Raw genomic sequence first — 19,480 nt, forward strand, 5'->3', positions numbered from 1 at the left:
TGCGCGGTCATCGCGTGAGCGCAACCTCCTTGAACGAGGTTACGAGGGCCTTCTCGAGTTTTCCGGTCATCCCGCAAAGAATGTTGTAGGCCTCGGTGCGCGGCATCGTCGGCTTGTAGTGCCGGTGTTCGATCAGCGCGGCGAAGATGTCCGAGATCGTCAGAATGCGGACGATGTCGTTGATGCTCTCGCCGCACAGCGCGTCGGGATAACCGCTTCCGTCGAGATATTCGTGATGATGCCGCACGGCGTCGAGAATCTCGGGCGAGATTTTCTCGTGATCCTTCAGAAACTCGTAACCCGCCGCCGGATGCTTCTCGATCATGGCGCGTTCGTCGGTGTCGAGGCGGCCGGGCTTGTCGAGGATCGCAAGCGGAATCTGCGCCTTGCCGATGTCGTGGAACATGGCTGCGGAATACAGCCGCTCGAGATCGGTTCGCCCGACGCCGAGGCTCAGTCCGAAGTCGATCGCCACGCCGGTCACGAGCAGGCAATGCTGGTAGGTTCCCTCATGGTGACGCCGCACCGTGGCAAGCCATTCGGATAGGCCGTGCTCGGTGATGCGGTCGGCGATCCTGCGGCCCGCTTCCTTCGTGCCGTCGACGTCGAGGGGCTCGCCGAGCGTGACGGCCGTGAACATCGAAGCGATGGCGGTTGCCGCGGCTTCGACGGCGTTGTCCGGTTGCGGTGCGTCACTTGAGCCAGCAGAGGCCAGCTCGGCCGGGTCAGCCAGCGCTGCCAGCAGCTTGCTCTTGTTGAGCGCCCCGGGAAGAACGAGGGTGGCGCCGAGTGCGTAGGCCTGCGAGATGCCGACGTGGGACGAGTGCTCGACGAGGAAGATGCGCTTCGTGGCTTTCGCCAGCTTGCCGGCGCGCTTCTTGATGGCCGCGATGGTGCCGACGTCACGCAGCTCCGCGCGAACGACGACCGCGAATGGCACTTGTGACAGCCTGGCTTCCGCATCGAGTCGTTCGCCGGCGACGGTAAATTGCCGTTCGAGGGCCGAGCAGACCCCCGCCAGCTTGTCGGACGAATCGGCCAGCACATGCACAAACGGGCGAACCGCTTCCGTCGTTCGGACGGCGCCGTCGCTTTTGACGGGGCTGGATATGGTTCGGGCACTCTGCACGGCGGACCGGACTATGATGACATTGAATGAGCTCGATGAATTCTGGAGCCTATTTGCTCGGCGTGGAGTTTGGCGCGGCGGCCGCCTTTGCGCTCGCCGGCTTCTTCTTGCCGTCTGCGGTGATGAAGTGCACGCCGGCCATGGTGCCGTCGATCCACACCAGTTCGCACCGCCGGTAGGCAAGCCCCGTCGACGACAGCAGCATGAAGAATTCCTTGGCCTGGAGCACGTCGAGCGTCCCTTCGACCTCGATCTTGGCGCCACTTTGCGACACGTCGAGCAGGAAGCAACTGCGTCGCCAGGTGCCGTCGGAGCCCATCAGATTGACGGCCTGCTTGTGATCCATCCGTACGCGAAGCGCCTTTCGACCGTCGAACCTCATCGGCTAACCCCCATTTTTGTGCCGCGATGTCCCGCATCGCTTGGGTTGGCACTCGCTGCAATTTCCCCCCAGCGCACTGTCCATTGGCTGGTCGACAAGAGAAGCGTTTCGAAAATCTGCTGCGCCCGTTCGCGTTCGACGAAGGAGAGCCGTGAGCCGCTGCGGTTGCTCAGGATCGCAAGCGTGGTGGCCCAGTTCAGCCGTGCGGCCCGGCAGGCCATGACGAGGCCCTCGCAATCGTCATCGGTCATGACATGCTCCACGATCTCGATCGGCGCGCCGGAGAGCACCGAGAGCGCCGTGAACAGATTGGCCGTCTCGCCGCGGATCGTGAAGCGGTTGACGGTGGAATCGTTGAGCTTGCCGACTCGGCTGAGGGCGACGATCTCCGGCCTCGCGCTCGCATAGTCGGCCGGGCAGGGCAGCTTGGGCGGAACCGGCGCGGCTTGTCGTGCGGGTGGAATGGCGGATGCGTTGGCCTTGGCCGGCGCCTTCGGGGCAGGTGACACGGAGAGCAGTTTCCGGACGACCAGGTCGGGCGTGCCGGGCCGCAGCACCAGCGCCTTTGCAATCTCGCCGTCCGGATCGGCCCTGGCGATCAGCGCGGCGTAAGTTGCCTCGGAGAATTGGGTTCCAGGGTTCTTGATCAGCGCAAGGCAGATCGGGCCGCCGCGCTTGATCAGCGCCTCGGCCACTTCAGGCTCGATCGAGTTGCGCGCGGCGATCGCGCGTTGATGCCGCTCGCCGCACGAGGCCGCGATCGTCGCGAGATCGGTGGCGGAGACTGCCTGCGATTTGAGGAGGACTGGACAGGCCACGTCCGGGTCGTCGTGTGAGGCAAGGCGCTGCAATGTCTCGGGCGGGGCCACCTTGAGCTCGGCAAGCGCCGTGCTGAGTTGGACGAGCGACTTGGCCTCGACGCGTTCCGTCAATCGCAGCAGAACGCCGTCAACCACGCCGGCGAGCAATTCCTGAGGCCGGTCGCGGCTACCGGTGAGCAACTGCACAATGCCGGATAGGATGCGTGCACAGCGGTCCGGCGGGCACGTAGCGACCGCCTGTTCCAGCTCAACCAGAATATCAGCAGGCAAATTTGCCATCATGGCAGGGGCCTGACTCAAAAAAATCGCGACTATCCAATGACCTTCATTCCGCCTGACATGCGTTAATTTGAAATTTAGAGCTTGATCGACGGGGTATCAGCGCACCGTTGGCGGCGCTGGAAACGCTATCGAAATTCGGCGAGACTCGATGCGGCGACTTGTCCTTTGAACGGGACCCTCGCCAACTGAACGAGACGAATTAGGATGATTCTTTCGGTCGAACGGGACAACCGAAAGGGGGAAGCCGGCATCGCCGCCGGACGCGCGTTGGTTACGACGCGACGTTTCACATTGCCATGAACAGTATTGCGCCCAGGGTATTTCGCTTCTCCGACGTCGACGAATTTCGGAATGCCATACGAGGCCTGAATTTCGAGTTCACGCCCTTCGTACGGAGGATTTCGGCCGAGCAGACCATTCTGTCGCTGCCCGGTTGCGACGTGAATTTCACGCGGGCGTTTCCCCGCGTCGTCGACGCGCAGCTCGTCGAGAATTGCACCGCCATCGGATTCACGATGGATGAGCTCAACGTGCCCATCCGCTTCAACGGCTCGCAGCGGGCACGACCGGTCATCGTCATCGGCAGCGGCGGCGCCGCCTACACCACCATCGAGGAGGTGCAGCGGCAAATTGCCTCGGTGGTGTTCAGGCCGGAGGTGACGGATCGCGGCTGGCCGCACGCGACATCCAGCTTCAAGATATTTGAAACGACGGCCGCGAGCCTGAACCGGCTGCGCAGCCTGGTTCGGGAGGTGCTGGCTGCCGCGTCGGAGCCGATCGGAGCCGCGGACGTGCCGCTGACGGCCGCGGCCATGAAGGAGTCCCTGCTTGGCGCCGTCGACGACGCATTCGAAAGCGTCGTTGCCGCGCGATGGACCCTGCGTCCCAATGACGAGCGCAACTTCAGGATCTTCCGGGAGATCCGCGCGCTTCTGTCCGACGACCTCTCGCAGCCGATCTACAGCGAGGAGATTGCGCGCAAGCTCAACCTGTCCGTCCGCACCCTGCACGACGTCGTCCGCCGCTATCGCGGCATGAGCCTGCATCGCTATTTGCGCCTGCGCCGGTTGTGGCTAGTGCGTCAGCGCCTGCTCGCCGGTGCCGACAGCGTCAAGGCCGTCGCACTGGCGTTCGGCTTCTGGCATCTCAGCGACTTCTCCAGAAGCTATCGCGACCAGTTCGGCGAGACGCCGTCGCAAACGCTGGAGCTCGGACGGCAACGGTAGCGCGGCAAATCGGTTGAGGCCGTACCGCCGTTTCGTGCTAGCGTCCCGGCCATGAGCAATCGCATCCTCGTCCTCTACGGCTCCTACCGTTCCGACCGCATGGGCGTCCGCCTTGCGAATTTCGTCATCGATCGCCTGCGCCAGCGCGGCGAGGAGGTCGAGTTCATCGACGCCAAGGCGATCGGCCTGCCGATGCTCGATCGCATGTACAAGGAATATCCCAAGGGGGCGGCACCCGAGGCGCTCGAGAAGCTGGCGGGGCAGATCCGCGGCGCCGACGGTTTTGTCTTCGTCGCCGGCGAATACAATTGGGGCATCCAGCCCGGCCTGAAGAACCTCACCGATCACTTCCTGGAAGAGTGGTTCTGGCGCCCGGCTGCGATCGTGAGCTATTCGGCCGGCCGACTGTCCGGTGCACGCGCCTCGACCGCCTGGCATGGCACGCTGTCGGAGATGGGCATGGTCGTGGTGTCGAGCACCATCGGCGTCGGCCCGATCGCGCAGACGCTGTCGGCCGAGAGCGAGCCGATCGGCGAGGGCGGCAAGGCACTGGAGCGCTCGTTCCCGCGCTTTGCCGACGACCTGCTGTGGTGGATCGAGGCCGCCAAGGCGCAGCGGACGCGCAAGGCGCCGCCGTACTGATGCCGTATGCTGTTCCGCGCAGGGGGACGGTTGCCGTCAGCGATCTGCCGCGCCAACCATTCAGCCCAATGGAATTGCGTGAGAATTCGGCGTTTCTGCCGCGACTTGAGGCCATGCGTGGCTATGCGGCCCTGTCGGTGCTTGCGTTTCACGCCTGCATGCTGTCTTGGGACATGGTCGCGACCGGAATGGCGCCGGTCGTCGTCTTCTTCGTGCTCAGCGGCTTCCTTCTCGCGCGATCGCTGGATCGAGATCCCGATCCGGTCACCTTCGTGCGTCACCGCCTGTTCAGGCTGCTCCCTGCCGCTGTCTCGACGGTGCTCCTGCTGACGCTAGCCTATCAAACCTTCGGCTTCTATATCGGCTTTCTGCCCTCGTTCGACCCATTCAACGTCGTCCTCAATGCGCTCCTCATCAAGAGCGACATCAACGGCGTGATGTGGTCCCTGACCGTGGAGTGCGTCGCAGTTCCGGTGATCCTGATATCCCACGCTCTGCTGAGGCGTCATGGCACGACCCCGGTGTGGCTCCTGGTCGCCTTTCTCTTCGCAATTGCGTTCTGGGGACCCTATGTTCACTTGCTGGGCGGCTTCACCAATCTTGCGCCGCTCTACGCGTTCGTCGTGGGCTTGCTCGTACAATCAAGCCGGACCACGCTGACCAGGGGATCGCAACCACCTTGGGCAGCGACGATCGCAGCCATCGCTCTTGTTGTCCTGGTCATAGTGGCGGTTCGCAAGCAGACCGCCGTAACGATCGCGTTTGAAACGCTCTGCGCGTCCGTTCTGATTTGGCTTGCCGCCTTCAGCCCCGGCAAGCTCGTCGCACTGCGGCCGCTGGATCTCGAAATCGCCCGGTTCTTTGGACGAATATCGTACAGCTTCTATCTGCTGCACATGATCGGGCTTGCGATCGCGACTCGTCTGCTGCCGGTCGAGCTGGATCCGGTCATCCGCGCAGCGGTCCTGTTCCTGGCAGCGTTGCTGATCACGACGCCGGCGGCCTGGCTGATGTGTCGCTTCGTCGAAGTGCCATTCATTGACCTGGGACGCAGGCGGATCGTGACAAGAGCGGCCTGATGCCGCCGGCCGCTCTTAGGCCGCCCTGACCTCGCCGAGGAAACGGTCGAACTGTCCGGCGAGATCGCGCGACTGGGTCGAGAGCTGCTCAGCCGCGCCCAGCACTTCCCTCGCGGCCGCACCGGTGTCGTCGGCGGCGCGCTGCACGCCCGATATGTTGGTGTTGACCTCCTGGGTGCCGCGCGCGGCTTCCTGCACGCTGCGGGAGATCTCCCTGGTTGCCGAGCCCTGTTCTTCGATCGCAGCCGCGATCGCGGTGCCGATCTGGTCGATCTCGGCGATGACGTCGGCGACGTTGCGGATCGCGTTCACGGTCTCGTCGCTTGCGGACTGGATCGCGGTGATCTGCTCGGAGATTTCGGTGGTGGCCTTGGCGGTCTGGCCCGCCAGCGACTTCACCTCGGATGCGACGACCGCAAAGCCGCGGCCGGCGTCGCCGGCGCGGGCGGCTTCGATGGTCGCGTTGAGCGCCAGCAGATTGGTCTGCTCGGCAATGCTCTGGATCAGCGTAACGACGTCGCCGATCTTCTGGGCACCCTCGGCGAGCGCGCGCGCGGTGTCGCCGGTGCGGCGGGCGTTGTCGACGGCGCGGGCCGCGATCTCGGTGCTTTGTGCCACCTGACGGCCGATCTCGGAGATCGAGGAGGTCAGCTCTTCGGTCGCGCTCGCGACCGTCTGCACGTTGGTCGAGGTCTGCTGCGAGGCGGCGGCGACGACCGCGGCCTGGCTGTTGGTCTGGGCCGCCGTCGAGGTCATCGATTGCGCCGTGCTTTCCATGGTGGAGGAGGCGCGGGAGAGGCCGCCGACGAGCTCGGTGACCTTGGCTTCGAATGCGCGGGTGAGCCCGTCGAGCGCCTGGGCGCGGCGCATCTTGCCGTCGTTCTCGGCCTGCTTCTCGGCTGCGAGCCGGTCGGCCCGGATCATGTTGTCCTTGAACACCTGGACGGCGGAGGCCATCGCACCGATCTCGTCGGAACGCTCGGCGCCGGGGATCTCGTCCGCAACGTCGCCGTCGGCAAGGCGCGACATCCGCGTCGTCAGGCTGACGATCGGAGCGCAGACGCGGCGGCGGACCATCACGATCAGGCCGGCGCTGGCGATCAGCACGGCGAGGAGGCCGGCCAGCGCAATGGTGAAGCTGGTGCGCGCGGCGGAGGAAGCGCCGGCGAGGATCTGCTCGGCGTTGTCGTAGAAGGCGTCGCGGACGCCGATGATGGACCCGAGGCCCTTCTGGGACGCCACGTAGAAGGTCTCGACATCGTGTTCGTATTTGCCGCTGACGGCGCCGTCCTTGACGAGCTTCATCTCGCGGCCGAATTCCTCGACATAGTTCGCGTTCATCGTCTCCAGCGCCGCGGCGACGTTGGCCGAAGTTGCCGCATTGCCACGCAATTCCATCAGCGACATCACGATCTGGTCGTTGCGGCCCTGCATGCGGGCCATGTCGGCCTTCTCGCCGTCGTTGGCCACTTTCTTCGCGCCGACGAGGTTCTTGTGCACGCTGGAATTGAGGCCGCCGACGTCGCGCAGCGTCATGGCGATGTTGGCGTAGTTGGACTGGCGATAGGCGTCGCCGTTCAGGATCGCCATGCGTCGGACCTGCTCGTTGAGCAGCGCGGTGACTCCCGCGTTGAGCACGGCATTGTCGGCGACGACCTTTTTGGCCGCGTCCTTGCGGGCATCCGCAGGTCCTGCGATCGCCTTGTCGATGGCCTCGCGGAGCGCGGTGAATTTCGAATTGATCGCGTCGATGTTGCTGCCGATGGTGGCACCGTCGTCGAACGGGCCGGGCAGCTCCTTGCGCAGCGCGTTCATCCTGTCGCGGGCGCCGTCGGTCTGCTTGCGCAGCTTGTCGTGCTCGGTCAGCTGCGCCGGATCGACCGTCGCTGGCCCGTAGAGGATGTTGGTGGCGAAGCCGCGCTCGGGGTTGAGGTAGCGCGGGATGTCGCTGGCGGCGCGGACGATCGCGAGGCGTCCCTGCGCTTCGGCGATCCTGTCCATCGTCTGGTACTTCGTCACGGCGACGTAGACGGCGAGGCCGCCGCCGACTGTCGAGAGCGAGACGATGGCGGTGGTCAGCAGCGTACCGATTTTCATGATCTGTCCGGCAATTGGCGCGGGGAAGAAAATTATTCTGCGCAAACGATAGGCAGCCGGTGTTAATCCGGAGTTTACGCTGCCGGCCGCCATGCCCCGCCTGCATGCGTCCATTCGTCTAGGCGTAGGTCGCGCTAGCGCGCCGGCCGATCGAGCCTGGCGAGCATCTCCAGCGTCGCGCCGTCGCGCTCGCCTGCGAAATATCGGGCGAGCGCCTGGTCGAAGACGGGTTCGTCGGAGACCGCGCCGAACAACGTCATCGACGAGCGGAATTTGGCGTCATCGGGCGCGCCGAGGATCGCGTTGATGGTTCGTCCCTCGACGGCAAGCACGAGCGTGGTGCATTCAACGAGTCGCGGACCGAGTACGGGGTGGGCGAGGTAGGCTCTGGCCTCCGCGCGCGAGCCGATGGCGTAGCGCCGCGACATGGTGCTGAAGCCGAGGCCGGCGATCTGCGGGAAGACGAACCACATCCAGTGAGTCTGTTTCCGGCCCCGGGCCAGCTCCCCCTGGACGTCGCGAAAAACCGGGTCCTGGGCCCTGACAAAGCGCTCTAGGTCGAAAGGATCGGTCATTGGATACCTCAAAGGGGGCTTGCCGGCCGCGATTATGCCTAAGTTTTGGCTCCCAATGCGATAGCTGGTATAGAGTCTCCGGACGGGGGTTGGGCCCCTCCGGGGGTTGATTTGGGGATCTGATGGTTTCCGACCGCGCAAGCGCCGAAAGGCTGTTGTCGCGCCGCCGTATTGGGCGAGCGGAGACGATACTGCTGTCCTTGGCAGCCGTCGCGCTGGCACTGGGAGCGGCCGCCTGGGTCGCGGACATGGGCGATTCGGCGCCGCTGGTCACTGCCTCACTGCCTCCGGCCACCGCACTGCCTCCGGCCAATGGCCCTTCGTTTGACGACCGTTTCGCTTCGGTATCCAGCAGCCCGCCGGCCCGTGACTTCGGCCTGCGGACGCTGGAGCGCTCCGCGGTGAGCGTGGTCCAGCTCAAGCTGCGCGACGCCAAGGCGATGCTGGCCCAAAAACTCCAGGGCGACGACTGGCGCTCGACCCTGACCGGCTCGACCCTGACCGATGATGACCGGCACGTGGTTGACGAGACGAGGCCGTCGCAGCGCGCCGACGCCATCCCGGTGCCGCGCTCGCGCCCGGCCCAGGCAGACCTCGCGTCCCAGATCGCATCAAGCCAAGCCTATGCCGAGACCAACCCCAGGGTCGACAACCGCAATTTCTTCGAAAAATTCACCGACAAGATCAAGCTGGCGTCACTGACTCCCGGCGACGGCCTGCTCAGCAGGGCGCCTGATCTCGCCGCGCTCGGCTACGATTCGCGCACGGCGGTGTATGACATCAAGGCCAAGGCCCTTTACCTGCCGAGCGGCATCGCGCTGGAAGCGCATTCGGGCATGGGCGCGCTGATGGACGACCCCGACCATGTCGACCAGCGCATGGTTGGCGCGACCCCGCCGGCGACTTACGATTTGAAGCCGCGCGAAAAGCTGTTCCACGGCGTCCGTGCCCTGCGCTTGACGCCCACTGACGGCACCAGTGCGCTCGGCCGCGTCGGCCTGCTCACCCACAACTACATGCTCGGGCCGCGCGGCGACTCCAATGGCTGCGTCTCGATCAAGGACTATGATCGCTTCCTGAAGGCCTGGGACAATGGCGAGTTCAACCGCCTGGTCGTCGTGCCTAACCTGCGCGGATCGGCGACCGCCTCGCAGCGCGCGAGCACCGACTCCTGATATTTGCTGGACGGCGGGGCTGCCGTTTCCCCTTCGTTAAGCCGACCTCGTCCAGAAGCAGCCCATGAGTGATCCCCAAAGTTCCGAGACCCCGCTGCGTACGACGTTCAAGATCAAGCTGAACGGCGACACGCTGGCGATTGCGACCGTCGGCCAGGCCTATCAATTCCTCACCAACTTCAAATCGGTCGAGTGGATGGAATTCCGCTCGCTCCATGAAGAGGCGGTCGCGGCGCTCGAAGGCGCCGCCAGCAACGCCATGCTCGCGGTGCAGGCGACCAACGCCGTGCGCGCGCTGTTCGTGAGCGCGAAGCTGCTCTGAGCGGCCTTTCAACGCGCTCTCGTCGCCCGGATTGCGCTGCGCTCCATCCGGGCTACGGACGCCGGCAGGCCTTCCGCTCCCAGCTTGAACTCCGCTATAGGAACGGGCAAACGGTCCGCGAAGACCGTGGCCAGACGCCGATATGTTTGAAACTTACTTCCAGGGAGAGACCCCAACATGAAACGCCGTACATTCCTCAAGGGCGGCGCAGTCGCCGGCGCGACGACGCTGGTTGCTGCACCTGCGATTGCGCAAGGCGCGCCGGAGATCAAATGGCGCCTGACCTCGAGCTTCCCGAAGTCGCTCGACACCATCTACGGCACGGCGCAGACCTTTGCGAAATACGTTGCGGAAGCCACCGACAACAAATTCCAGATCCAGACCTTTGCGGCCGGCGAGCTCGTCCCCGGCCTCCAGGCGCTCGATGCCGTCAGCGTCGCGTCCGTCGAGATGGCGCAGACGCCGCTGTATTTCTACATCGGCAAGGAGCCGGCGCTGGCCTACGCCACCGGCGCGCCGTTCGGCATGAACCATCGCCACCAGGAATCCTGGTGGTATTTCGGCGGCGGCGCCGACCTCACCAACGAGGCGCTGAAGCCGTTCAAGACGCACGCCATCCTCTGCGGCAATTCCGGCACCCAGATGGGCGGCTGGTTCCGCAAGGAGATCAAGGCCGTCGACGATCTCAAGGGCCTCAAATTCCGCATCGCCGGCATGGGCGGCCACGTGCTGGCCAGGCTCGGCATCGTGCCGCAGCAGCTCGCCGGCGGCGACGTCTATGCGGCGCTGGAGAAGGGCTCGATCGACGCCGCTGAATTCGTCGGTCCCTATGACGACGAGAAGCTCGGTTTCCAGAAGGTCGCCAAGTACTATTACTTCCCCGGCTGGTGGGAAGGCGGTGCGATGCTGCACATGATCGTCAATGACGAGAAGTGGGCGAGCTTGCCGAAGCAGTACCAGGCGATCGTCAATCAGGCCGCCTCGGCGGCCGGCGCCTGGATGCTGGAGAAATACGACAGCGTGAATCCGGCGGCGCTGAAGCGCCTGATCGCCAACGGCGCGGAGCTGAAGGCGTTCCCGCAGCCGGTGCTGGAGGCCTGCTACAACGCCACCCAGGAGCACCTGAACGAGCTCGCCGCCAAGAGCGACCTGTTCAAGCGCACCAAGGAGAGCCACGACGCCTATATGAAGGAGCTGCTGTTCTACACGCAGATCGCGGAAAACTTCTACGACAACTATCTGCTCAGCAAGATGCGGAACAAGACCTGAGTGTGAAGGGGGCGCGGTGGTTACGCCGCGCCCCGCTTCCGTAGCCCGGATGGAGCGGAGCGAAATCCGGGATCTCGCACGTCAACGGCACCGCCCCGGATTACGCTTCGCTCCATCCGGGCTACGGACTCAAGCCGCGCCCAGCCCCAGCTTCGCATAGATCCGCCTTGCATAGGCGCCGAACGCGTCGGTCGTCTTCAACGGCAGGTCGCGCGGGAAGGGCAGGTCGATCGGGAAGTAGTCGGCCATCTTCGCCGGTCCCGCCGTCAGCACGGCGCAGTGCGAGGACAGGAACACGGCTTCCTGGATCGAGTGCGTGACGAAGATGATGGTCTTGCCGCTCTCGCGCCAGATCCGCAGCATCTCCAAATTCATCTGCTCGCGCGTCAAGGCGTCCAGCGCCCCGAACGGCTCGTCCATCAGGATCAGTTTTGGATCGTGAATGAAGGCCCGCGCGATTGCGGTGCGCTGCTGCATGCCGCCCGAGAGCTCTCGCGGATATTTCTGCTCGTAGCCGGCAAGCCCGACCAGGTTGAGCAGATCGCGCGCCCGATCGCGCGCGGCCTTGATCGGCAGGCCAACGATCTCGGCCGGCAACAGCACGTTGTCCAGGATGGTGCGCCACTTCAGCAGCAGCGCCTGCTGGAACACCATGCCGATGTCGCGGGTCGGATCGAACGGGCTCTTGGCATTGCCAATTCTGACGGTGCCGCCGTCGGCGCCGTGCAGGCCGGCCAAAATCTTCATCACCGTGGTCTTGCCGCAGCCGGAGGGGCCGACCAGCGAGACGAGCTCACCTTCCTGCACGTCCATCGTGACGTCGGACACCGCCAGGAACTCGGCGCCGCCGCTGCGATAGACCTTTCGGACGCCGCTCAGGCTGATGAAGGGCTCGGCGCTCATGCCAGCCATTTGCTCAGATTGGCGGCGACGAACGCATCGTCGCCGAGGTCGGCGTGCTCGCGATAGACGCGGTCGATCTCCTCTTTCTGGCCGGGGCTGAGGCCCTCGTTCGGGTCGAGGCACCACAGGCCCTGCATCAGGCCCTGACGCCGCAGCACTTCGTGGCAACCGGCGATGCAGCCGTGAAAATTGTTGGCGACGTCGAAGAAGGCGCTGTTGCAGTCGGTGACGCGGGCATCGAGGGCGAGCAGATCGGCCGGCACGGTCTCCTTGTGCCGCGCCGCCTTGCAGCGCTCGAACTGTTTGATGGCGCTCGCGGTCCACACCGACCAATGGCCGAGCAGGCCGCCTTTGAAGTAGGTGCGCGTGGTGATGCCGTTGTCGCGCAGATCGAACGGCAGCATCAGGTCGAGCAGGATGTGGTCGTCGTTGCCGGTGTAGAGCGCGACGCGGTCGAGCGCACCGGCCGCCGCGACGCCGCGCAGCACGTCGAGTGTGCGATAGCGGTTGAACGGCGCGATCTTGATCGCGATTACATTGTCGATCGCGGCGAAGCGTTGCCAGAACCGGCTCGACAGGACGAGCCCGCCGACGGCCGGCTGGAGATAGAAGCCGACCAGCGGGATCTCGGCGGCGACCGCCGTGCAATGTGCAATGATCTCATCCTCGGAGGCGCTCTTCATCGCGGCGAGGCTGAGGAGCCCTGCGTGATAGCCGATATCGCGCGCGGTGCGGGCCTCAGCCGTTGCCTGCCGGGTCGGGCCGGCGAGGCCCGCGACCATCGCCAGCGGACGCTTGGTCCAGTTCGCAGCGGTCTCGGCGGCGAGCTCGAGCACCGGGCGATAGAGACCGACGTCGCGGATCGCGAATTGCGTGGTGTGGACGCCGACCGCAAGGCCGCCCGAGCCGGCGTCGATGTAGTAGCGCGTCAGCGCGCGCTGATGCGTTTTGTCGAGCTGGCGCTCCGCCGTGAGCGCGAGGGGGTGCGCCGGCAGCACGGTGCCGTCGGCGATCAGCTTGCGGACGTCGCTGTTGATCTGGCTGTGGTGCATGATGTCCTATCCGAATTCAGGGCCGGCGACGGCGAACGGCGTATCCTTGGCAGCGGTGGTGGCGGGGCCGAACCGCATGCGCTGGAACGGCCGCTCGATGGTCCAGCCCGAGGCGGTCAATCCGTCCAGGAACGCGGCTTGCGGCGCAACGGCATCGATCAGAATCGGGCCGGTCTCGGAGCGCACGATCGCATGAACCAGGGCCAGCGCTGGCGCGGCATTGTTGGCAAGCAACGGTCCGATATGGCGCGCGGTTCGGCCGTCGCGAACCAGCGCGATGGCGCCATGCGCGGCGACGATGCGCGAGCCGGAGCGCAGGGCGATGGCGGCGAGGAGTGCGGTGCGGTCGAAACCGGTGGCGCGCCGGTCCCGCGCTCGCAGCGCATCGATGGTCGCCGATGAAGGCGGTGGGGCTTCGGCTCGCCCGGATTTCACCAGCTTCAGCCGACGCAATTGCAGCGTCGGCGTGAAGCCGAGCGGGCCGTAGACGGCGGCGCCGTCGGGCGTCGCGTCGAGCCAACTCGTCAGCCCGTTCTTGCGCGCGGTTTCCAGGCAGGCATCGACGAGACGGGTGGCGAGGCCGCGGCGGCGATGCGTGCCCGATACCAGCACCATGCTGATCCAGGCGTTGTTGCCGGAATAGGGCAGCAGCGCCGCGGTCGCGACCAGCCGTAGGCCGTCGCGAATACCGAACACCACGCCCTCGTGCAGGAAGATTCGCCAGTCCTCCTCGGTCTGGTTCCAGTGCGCTTCCGTCGACAGCACCAGCCCGGCGATCGCGTCGTCGACGCCGAGCTTGAGGATGGGCGAACCGTCAGTAGCGTCCATCGCGCACCTCGTATTTGGTGGGCTTGCCGAGGCTTGGCATGGCGCGGGACACCCAGTCCGCGGTCCAGGCGATCAACTGCTCGGTGTCGACCACCGGCAGGCCGAACAGCTCCACGGCTTTCGACGTGTCGGTCAGCCAGGCCGTCGGCTCTTCCTTGCCTGTCAGCACCGGCGCGCGGCCGAAGCGCGCGCCGAATTTTGCTGCGAGATCTCGCACCGCCAAAATCTCGTGGCCGCTGACGTTGATCGGCGAGGTCGGCGCGGTGCAATGCGAAAGGCACCGCAGCGCCTGCGCGGATGCATCGCCCTGCCAGATGAAATTGACGTGGCCGAGACTGACATCGATCGGCGTTCCCGTGAGCACCTTTGTGGCGATGTCGTGCAGCACGCCATAGCGCATGTCGATCGCGTAATTGAGCCGGAACAGGCGGCCCGGCGTTTCAAACTTGCGCGAAAAATACTCGAACATGCGCTCGCGGCCGACGCAGGACTGGGCGTATTCGCCGGGCGGGTTCGGTGCCATGTCCTCGGTCGCGCCTTTGCCGTCGACGGGGACGAAGGGATAGATGCAGCCAGTCGAGAACGCCACCATGCGCGACGTCGGGAAGGCCTGCGCGACGAGGGCCGGCACATGCGCGTTCATCGCCCAGGTCAGCGACAGGTCACCCTCGGCGCCGAACTTGCGGCCGGCCATGAAGACTATGTTGGATGCCTTCGGCAGGGCCTGAATCGCGCTCTCGTCCATCAGGTCGCAACTGATCGTCTCGACGCCGCGCGCGTGCAGCCAGTCCTTGACGCTCGCGTCGCTGAAGCGGGCGACGCCGATGACGCGGCGATCAGGTGCGGCGGCTTTCGCGAGCCCCGCCAGCGTCGGTCCCATCTTGCCGGCGACGCCGAGGATCATGATGTCGCCCTCGACCTTCTTGAGGTCGTCGATCAGCGCCTGGGTCGGCCGGCACAGGAGATCGTCGAGGGCCGCGATATCCGGGATCGTCTTCGGCAGCGTCTGGCGGGTGAGCAGCATGGATCGGTCCTTGTCGTTAGTTCTGCCGTTTCAAGTTTGCCTCGCATCGCCGACCACGAACATGCGCTCGAGGGCGAGGACCAGGCCGTAGAGAGCGACGCCGAGCAGGGTCAGCAGCACGACGGCCATCACCATCGCGGGCGTGTCGAGCGACGACTGCACCTGGATCATGAGATAGCCGAGCCCGCGCTCGGAGGCGATGAACTCGCCGACGATGGCGCCGGCCACCGCGAGGATCGCGCCGACCTTCATGCCGGAGAACACGTAAGGCAGCGATCCCGGCAACTGGATCTTGCGGAACAGCGTCCAGCGCGAACCCCGCAGCGATTTGACGAGGTCGAGCAGGTCAGGCTCGACCTCGCGCAGGCCGCGCGCGGTGGTCAGCAGGATCGGGAAGAAGCAGATGCTGAAGGCGATCAAGATGTTCGGCACGATGCCGTAGGAGAACCAGACGATGAGGAGCGGGCCGAGCGCGACCTTCGGGATCATGTTCATCGTCACGAACAGCGGCAGCAGCACGAGGCTCAGCAGCGGTGCCCAGCTGAAGATCACGGCCAGCGCGACGCCGACGAACGCGCCGAGGGCGAAGCCGCCGAGGATTTCGATCGCCGTGACCAGCGTGTTGGCGCCCCAGGCATAGCTCGCGGTGCCCAGCGTCTGCACCGTCGCGAGCGGGGAGGGCAGGATGAATTTCGGCACGTGGAAGGCATCGACCGCGACCTGCCAGAGCACGAGCACGGCGAGATGCACGACCAGGATGATCGCAAAGCTGCGCGAGGTGCGTGCGCCGTCTCCGGTCACCGGTTGCTCCCTGTCACTGCGGCGACGATGCCGCTGGAAGTTAAGCCTAGCCGGCCTTTCGGAAAGTTTCAACCAGTTGGTTGATTAGGGCCGGAGCGAATGCAGCAAGAGGTCCACGACATGCCTGCGGCGGGCGCGCCTTGCCGCCCGGCTCGACAGGTCCTTGCCGAAGATCGCCGACAGCGTCGGCGTGTTGGAGAGATAGAAATAGCTGAGGCCGGCGATGGAGATATAGAGCTGGATCGGATCGATCCCCTTGCGGAACACGCCGGTGCGAACGCCCTCGTGGAGGATGTGGGAGACGCTCTTCACCAGCGGCGAATGCATCGCCTCCAGCCGGGTCGAGCCCCGGACGTGGCGGGCGCCACCGCGGTTCTCGTCGTTCAGGAGCACGATAAAATCGGGGTTTGTTGCGAGGTAATCGAACGAGGCCTCGATCAGCTTCCGGATCGCCTTTTCCGGCGGCAGGCCTTCGAGGTTGAGCTGGCGCTCCTGCTCGCGGATGTCGGCGTAGACCCATTCGAGCACAGCGAGATAGAGCGCGTCCTTGTCGCCGAAGTAGTGGTAGACGAGCTGCTTGTTGACGCCGGCGCGCTCCGCGATCTCGTCGACGCGGGCGCCGGCAAAGCCGTGCCGGGCGAACTCCAGGCGCGCCGCGGTGAGCAGCTTCTTGCGGGTGGCGACGGGATCGCGCCGCTGCGGCACGGTGTCGCCTGAACGTTTTGCGGGCATTTCCAACCAGACAGTTGACAAGTCGAGGGCGGCTTGTTGCATTGGTATCCTCACATGGGGAGAGCGACAAGCCGGGTCGCGGCAATGAGGAGGGATGCGATGAAGCGTTTGCAGGCTGCGGGCTCGGCTTTGGCTTTGGCCCTGATGCTCGGTGTGCCGGCGGTGCCGGCGAGCGCGGGCGAGGCGGTCAATCTGATCCTGAACTGGACGCCGACGGCCGACCATTCGCCGTTCTATTACGCCAAGGCGCAGGGCTGGTTCGAGAAGGCCGGCATCGACCTCACCATCGAGGTCGGCAAGGGCTCCGGCGTCTCCGCCGCCAAGGTCGGCTCGGGCGGCTCAGCCTTCGGCGTCGCCGATCTCGCCACGATGCTGGTCGCGAAAAGCAAGGGCGCGGACGATGTCGCGCTGATGAGCATCTACGCCAACACCGGCCAGACGTTTTATTGGCTGAAGAGCTACGGCGTGAATGGCGTCAAGGATTTTCCGAGCCACAAGATCGGCAACCCGCCCGGCGACGCCTCGCGCGTGATGTGGCCGGCCTTTGCCAAGGCCGCAGGCATCGCGCCTGATGCCGTCAGCTTCGTCAATATCGGCCCGACCGCGAAGATCGCCGCGCTGAAGAGCCATACCGTCGACATCATCAGCGATTTCTACAACGAGCACGATCTGAAGGTGACGGAGTTCGGAAGCGATCTCGGCTTCGTCAACTGGAAGGACATCGGGCTCAACCCCTACGGCAATTCGCTGATCGTCAACGGCGCCTATCTGCAGAAGAACCCGAAGCTGGTCGAGGAGTTCGTCCGCATCTCGCAGAAGGCCTTTGCGGCCTGTGTCGCCGACGTCACGCCGTGCCTGAAGGCGCTGCTCGACCAGGTCTCCGGCCACGACAGGGAGAACCAGGAGCGGCAGTGGGAGCGCATCAAGTATTTGATGACCGACGAGTTCACGACCACCAAGGGTCTCGGCTGGATCGACGGCGAGCGGATGAAGAAGGACTATGAGCTGGTCCAGACCTATCTCGGTATGGAGAAGCCGTTCGACGTGACGACGGCGTTCACGACGAAGATGCTGGATCCCGCCGTCAAGATGGATGCGAGCAAGGTGAAGAAGTAGGGGGAGCGGTACGCTTCCGCTTGTAGCCCGGATGGAGCGAAGCGCAATCCGGGAAACCTGCCGCTGAGGATGCGCTGTCCCGGAATTCGCTGCGCTCCATCCGGGCTACGGTGCCACCCTCAGCTCTTTTTCATCTCGTAGACGTGTTCGGGCCCGGGAAAGGTGCGTGACCGCACGTCGGCGGCATAGCCTTCGATCGCCGCTTCGATGGCCGGACCAAGATTGCCGTACCGCCGGACGAATTTCGGGGTTCGCGGCGACAGCCCGAGCATGTCCTCGAGCACGAGCACCTGACCGTCGCAGGCAGCGCTCGCGCCGATGCCTATGGTGGGGATCGCAATCGTCTCCGTAATCCTGCGCGCCAACGGTTCGGCCACGGCTTCGACGACGACCGAGAATGCACCGGCATCGGCGACGGCCTTCGCATCGTCCTCGATCGGGCCCCAGTCCACCTCGTTGCGCCCCTGGGCACGAAACGAACCGAGCGTGTTGATGGATTGCGGTGTCAGACCAATGTGGCCCATCACCGGGATGCCGCGCCCGGACAGGAATGCAATCGTCTCCGCCATGCGAACGCCGCCTTCGAGCTTCACCGCGCCGCATTGCGTTTCCTTCATGATCCGCACCGCGGAGTTGAACGCCTGCTCCCTGGAAGCTTCATACGAGCCGAACGGCATGTCGACGACGACCAGCGCCTGCTTCGAGCCCCGCATCACCGCGGCGCCCTGAAGGATCATCATGTCGAGCGTAACAGGCACCGTCGTCTCGAAGCCGTGCATGACGTTACCAAGGGAATCGCCGACCAGAATGACGTCGCAATGCCGATCCACCAGTGCGGCCGTATGCGCGTGATAGGAGGTCAGCATCACGATCGGTTCGCCCCGCTTGCGTGCACGGATGTCCGGCGCGGTCTTGCGCCTGATGGAAGACTGAATTGACATAATCGGCTCCGTCCACGGGGGAGGCGGATCGAAACCAGATGCCATGAGCATGTCAATCCGGATGGTCGGGCCTGCGATCACAATGGACGGCGTGAGGGCCCACTGTCTCGACATTCTCAGTGTCATCGCCCGCGTAGGCGGGCGATCCAGTATTCCAGAGGCCGTGCCATGATGCGGATAAGCCGCGGCGTACTGGATGCCCCGGTCAAGCCGGGGCATGACAGCGGTGTGTTGCGCGGAAGCGCTCGCCCAAGCCCTTCCGCAGGCCCAGCCCGTCCACACCCCCACGTGACCCACGGATAAATTAACCCGCCGTTAACCAAATCCGCCGCATCGTTAACCATTCAATAACAGGGATCGAGTCGGCCGCTATGGAGGCTGCAGCAAAAGTCCAACGCCAAATGGTTCGCCTGCGCGGGCGCTCCTACGTGGCCTTCGTGTTCGTGCCGACGGTTCCGATCCAGGACTGGCTGCAGGAGATCGACGCCACGATTGCGCGCTCGCCGGGTTTCTTCGCCGGCCGGCCCGTGGTGATCGATCTGTCCTCGGTCGATCTCAGCCAGTCCGGCATCGCCCATCTGCTCACGAGCCTCCAGGATCGCAACATCCGGGTGCTCGGGATCGAGGGGGTGGAGGAGGGCCGGCTGACGCCGACGATGCCGCCGCTGCTCTCGGGAGGGCGCAGCTGCGTGGTCGAGCCGAGCGCGCCGAAGAAGGCCGAGGCGAAGGCCGTAACCAAGCCGACCTCGCTCCTGCTCGATAGCCCGGTGCGCTCGGGCCAGACCGTGATCTTCCCGGAAGGCGACGTCACCATTCTCGGATCGGTCGGCTCCGGCGCCGAAGTCGTCGCCGGCGGTTCCATCCACATCTACGGCGCGCTCCGCGGCCGTGCCATGGCGGGGGTCAATGGGCACACGAGCGCCCGCATCTATTGTCAGAAGATCGAGGCTGAACTGCTTGCAATTGATGGATTTTACCAGACTGCGGACGACATCGACGCCGCTTTGCGCGGCAAGCCGGCGCAGGCCTGGCTGCAGGGGAATACCATGCGAATTACAGCACTGAACTGACCAGCAAAGGAGAC

At 65.0% G+C, this 19,480-nt stretch carries 20 protein-coding genes; 8 read left to right on the forward strand and 12 right to left on the reverse strand.

The window, feature by feature from the left end; genetic code table 11:
- Window positions 1-7: 7 nt before the first annotated feature.
- Genes CT676_RS32225 through CT676_RS32235 form a run of 3 tightly spaced genes read right to left on the reverse strand, consistent with a single transcriptional unit; the run spans window position 8 to window position 2,614 of the window.
- The gene (locus tag CT676_RS32225; RefSeq protein ID WP_135216119.1) at window positions 8-1,129 is read right to left on the reverse strand and encodes an HD domain-containing phosphohydrolase; all 1,122 of its coding nucleotides are present in this window, start codon (window positions 1,127-1,129) and stop codon (window positions 8-10) included.
- 49 nt (window positions 1,130-1,178) lie between these two features.
- Window positions 1,179-1,511: a PilZ domain-containing protein gene (locus tag CT676_RS32230; protein ID WP_028152715.1), complete on the reverse strand. Its 333-nt coding sequence runs from the start codon at window positions 1,509-1,511 to the stop codon at window positions 1,179-1,181.
- Window positions 1,508-2,614, reverse strand: a complete 1,107-nt coding sequence (locus CT676_RS32235) for a DUF2336 domain-containing protein (protein ID WP_135216120.1) — start codon at window positions 2,612-2,614, stop codon at window positions 1,508-1,510. The genes CT676_RS32230 and CT676_RS32235 overlap by 4 nt, the downstream gene beginning before the upstream one ends.
- Window positions 2,615-2,910: 296 nt before the next feature.
- Here CT676_RS32235 and CT676_RS32240 point away from each other — a divergent pair, with 296 nt between their 5' ends.
- From CT676_RS32240 to CT676_RS32250, 3 genes are read left to right on the forward strand one after another with little or no spacing between them, the layout of a single operon-like run.
- Window positions 2,911-3,840, forward strand: coding sequence for an AraC family transcriptional regulator (locus tag CT676_RS32240; protein ID WP_135216121.1), 930 nt, complete (start codon window positions 2,911-2,913; stop codon window positions 3,838-3,840).
- 51 nt (window positions 3,841-3,891) lie between these two features.
- Window positions 3,892-4,482 (forward strand): NAD(P)H-dependent oxidoreductase, encoded by a 591-nt coding sequence (locus CT676_RS32245; RefSeq protein ID WP_135216122.1) that lies wholly within the window; start codon window positions 3,892-3,894, stop codon window positions 4,480-4,482.
- The gene (locus tag CT676_RS32250) at window positions 4,431-5,561 is read left to right on the forward strand and encodes an acyltransferase (RefSeq protein WP_135216123.1); all 1,131 of its coding nucleotides are present in this window, start codon (window positions 4,431-4,433) and stop codon (window positions 5,559-5,561) included. The genes CT676_RS32245 and CT676_RS32250 overlap by 52 nt, the downstream gene beginning before the upstream one ends.
- A gap of 15 nt (window positions 5,562-5,576) precedes the next feature.
- Here CT676_RS32250 and CT676_RS32255 read toward each other — a convergent pair whose 3' ends face one another.
- Window positions 5,577-7,658 (reverse strand): methyl-accepting chemotaxis protein, encoded by a 2,082-nt coding sequence (locus CT676_RS32255; protein WP_135216124.1) that lies wholly within the window; start codon window positions 7,656-7,658, stop codon window positions 5,577-5,579.
- Window positions 7,659-7,792: 134 nt separating this feature from the next.
- A complete protein-coding gene (locus CT676_RS32260; RefSeq protein ID WP_135216125.1) occupies window positions 7,793-8,233 on the reverse strand; it encodes a DUF1810 domain-containing protein in 441 nt (146 codons plus the stop codon).
- Between the two features lie 191 nt (window positions 8,234-8,424).
- Between CT676_RS32260 and CT676_RS32265 the strand changes: the two genes are divergently transcribed.
- From CT676_RS32265 to CT676_RS32275, 3 genes are all read left to right on the forward strand, one after another.
- Window positions 8,425-9,408, forward strand: a complete 984-nt coding sequence (locus CT676_RS32265; protein WP_135216168.1) for a DUF2778 domain-containing protein — start codon at window positions 8,425-8,427, stop codon at window positions 9,406-9,408.
- A gap of 64 nt (window positions 9,409-9,472) precedes the next feature.
- A complete protein-coding gene (locus CT676_RS32270; RefSeq protein ID WP_135216126.1) occupies window positions 9,473-9,730 on the forward strand; it encodes a hypothetical protein in 258 nt (85 codons plus the stop codon).
- A 177-nt stretch (window positions 9,731-9,907) separates the two neighbouring features.
- A complete protein-coding gene (locus CT676_RS32275) occupies window positions 9,908-10,999 on the forward strand; it encodes a substrate-binding domain-containing protein (protein ID WP_135216127.1) in 1,092 nt (363 codons plus the stop codon).
- Window positions 11,000-11,128: 129 nt separating this feature from the next.
- On the opposite strand, the gene CT676_RS32280 is transcribed toward CT676_RS32275, so the two are convergent.
- The 6 genes from CT676_RS32280 to CT676_RS32305 all read right to left on the reverse strand — a co-directional run bounded on the left by CT676_RS32280 (window position 11,129) and on the right by CT676_RS32305 (window position 16,339).
- Complete coding sequence (locus tag CT676_RS32280) at window positions 11,129-11,911, reverse strand: ABC transporter ATP-binding protein (RefSeq protein ID WP_135216128.1); 783 nt, start codon at window positions 11,909-11,911, stop codon at window positions 11,129-11,131.
- Window positions 11,899-12,954 carry a dihydrodipicolinate synthase family protein gene (locus CT676_RS32285; protein ID WP_135216129.1) on the reverse strand — a complete coding sequence of 352 codons (1,056 nt, stop codon included), beginning with the start codon at window positions 12,952-12,954 and terminating at the stop codon, window positions 11,899-11,901. The genes CT676_RS32280 and CT676_RS32285 overlap by 13 nt, the downstream gene beginning before the upstream one ends.
- A 6-nt stretch (window positions 12,955-12,960) precedes the next feature.
- Window positions 12,961-13,782, reverse strand: a complete 822-nt coding sequence (locus CT676_RS32290; protein WP_135216130.1) for a GNAT family N-acetyltransferase — start codon at window positions 13,780-13,782, stop codon at window positions 12,961-12,963.
- Window positions 13,769-14,806: an NAD(P)-dependent oxidoreductase gene (locus CT676_RS32295; protein WP_135216131.1), complete on the reverse strand. Its 1,038-nt coding sequence runs from the start codon at window positions 14,804-14,806 to the stop codon at window positions 13,769-13,771. The genes CT676_RS32290 and CT676_RS32295 overlap by 14 nt, the downstream gene beginning before the upstream one ends.
- A 30-nt stretch (window positions 14,807-14,836) precedes the next feature.
- Window positions 14,837-15,607 carry an ABC transporter permease gene (locus CT676_RS32300; protein ID WP_135216132.1) on the reverse strand — a complete coding sequence of 257 codons (771 nt, stop codon included), beginning with the start codon at window positions 15,605-15,607 and terminating at the stop codon, window positions 14,837-14,839.
- A gap of 84 nt (window positions 15,608-15,691) precedes the next feature.
- On the reverse strand, window positions 15,692-16,339 hold the full coding sequence (locus tag CT676_RS32305) for a TetR/AcrR family transcriptional regulator (protein ID WP_063983595.1): 648 nt from the start codon (window positions 16,337-16,339) through the stop codon (window positions 15,692-15,694).
- A gap of 99 nt (window positions 16,340-16,438) precedes the next feature.
- Between CT676_RS32305 and CT676_RS32310 the strand changes: the two genes are divergently transcribed.
- Window positions 16,439-17,455, forward strand: coding sequence for an ABC transporter substrate-binding protein (locus CT676_RS32310; RefSeq protein ID WP_167768225.1), 1,017 nt, complete (start codon window positions 16,439-16,441; stop codon window positions 17,453-17,455).
- Between the two features lie 119 nt (window positions 17,456-17,574).
- Here CT676_RS32310 and panB read toward each other — a convergent pair whose 3' ends face one another.
- Window positions 17,575-18,396 carry a 3-methyl-2-oxobutanoate hydroxymethyltransferase gene (gene panB / locus CT676_RS32315; RefSeq protein ID WP_135216169.1) on the reverse strand — a complete coding sequence of 274 codons (822 nt, stop codon included), beginning with the start codon at window positions 18,394-18,396 and terminating at the stop codon, window positions 17,575-17,577.
- Window positions 18,397-18,767: 371 nt separating this feature from the next.
- Between panB and minC the strand changes: the two genes are divergently transcribed.
- Window positions 18,768-19,466 carry a septum site-determining protein MinC gene (gene minC, locus CT676_RS32320; RefSeq protein ID WP_063983592.1) on the forward strand — a complete coding sequence of 233 codons (699 nt, stop codon included), beginning with the start codon at window positions 18,768-18,770 and terminating at the stop codon, window positions 19,464-19,466.
- Window positions 19,467-19,480 lie beyond the last annotated feature (14 nt).

It is taken from the genome of Bradyrhizobium sp. MOS001 (assembly GCF_004634465.1).
Taxonomy (GTDB): Bacteria; Pseudomonadota; Alphaproteobacteria; order Rhizobiales; family Xanthobacteraceae; genus Bradyrhizobium; species Bradyrhizobium barranii.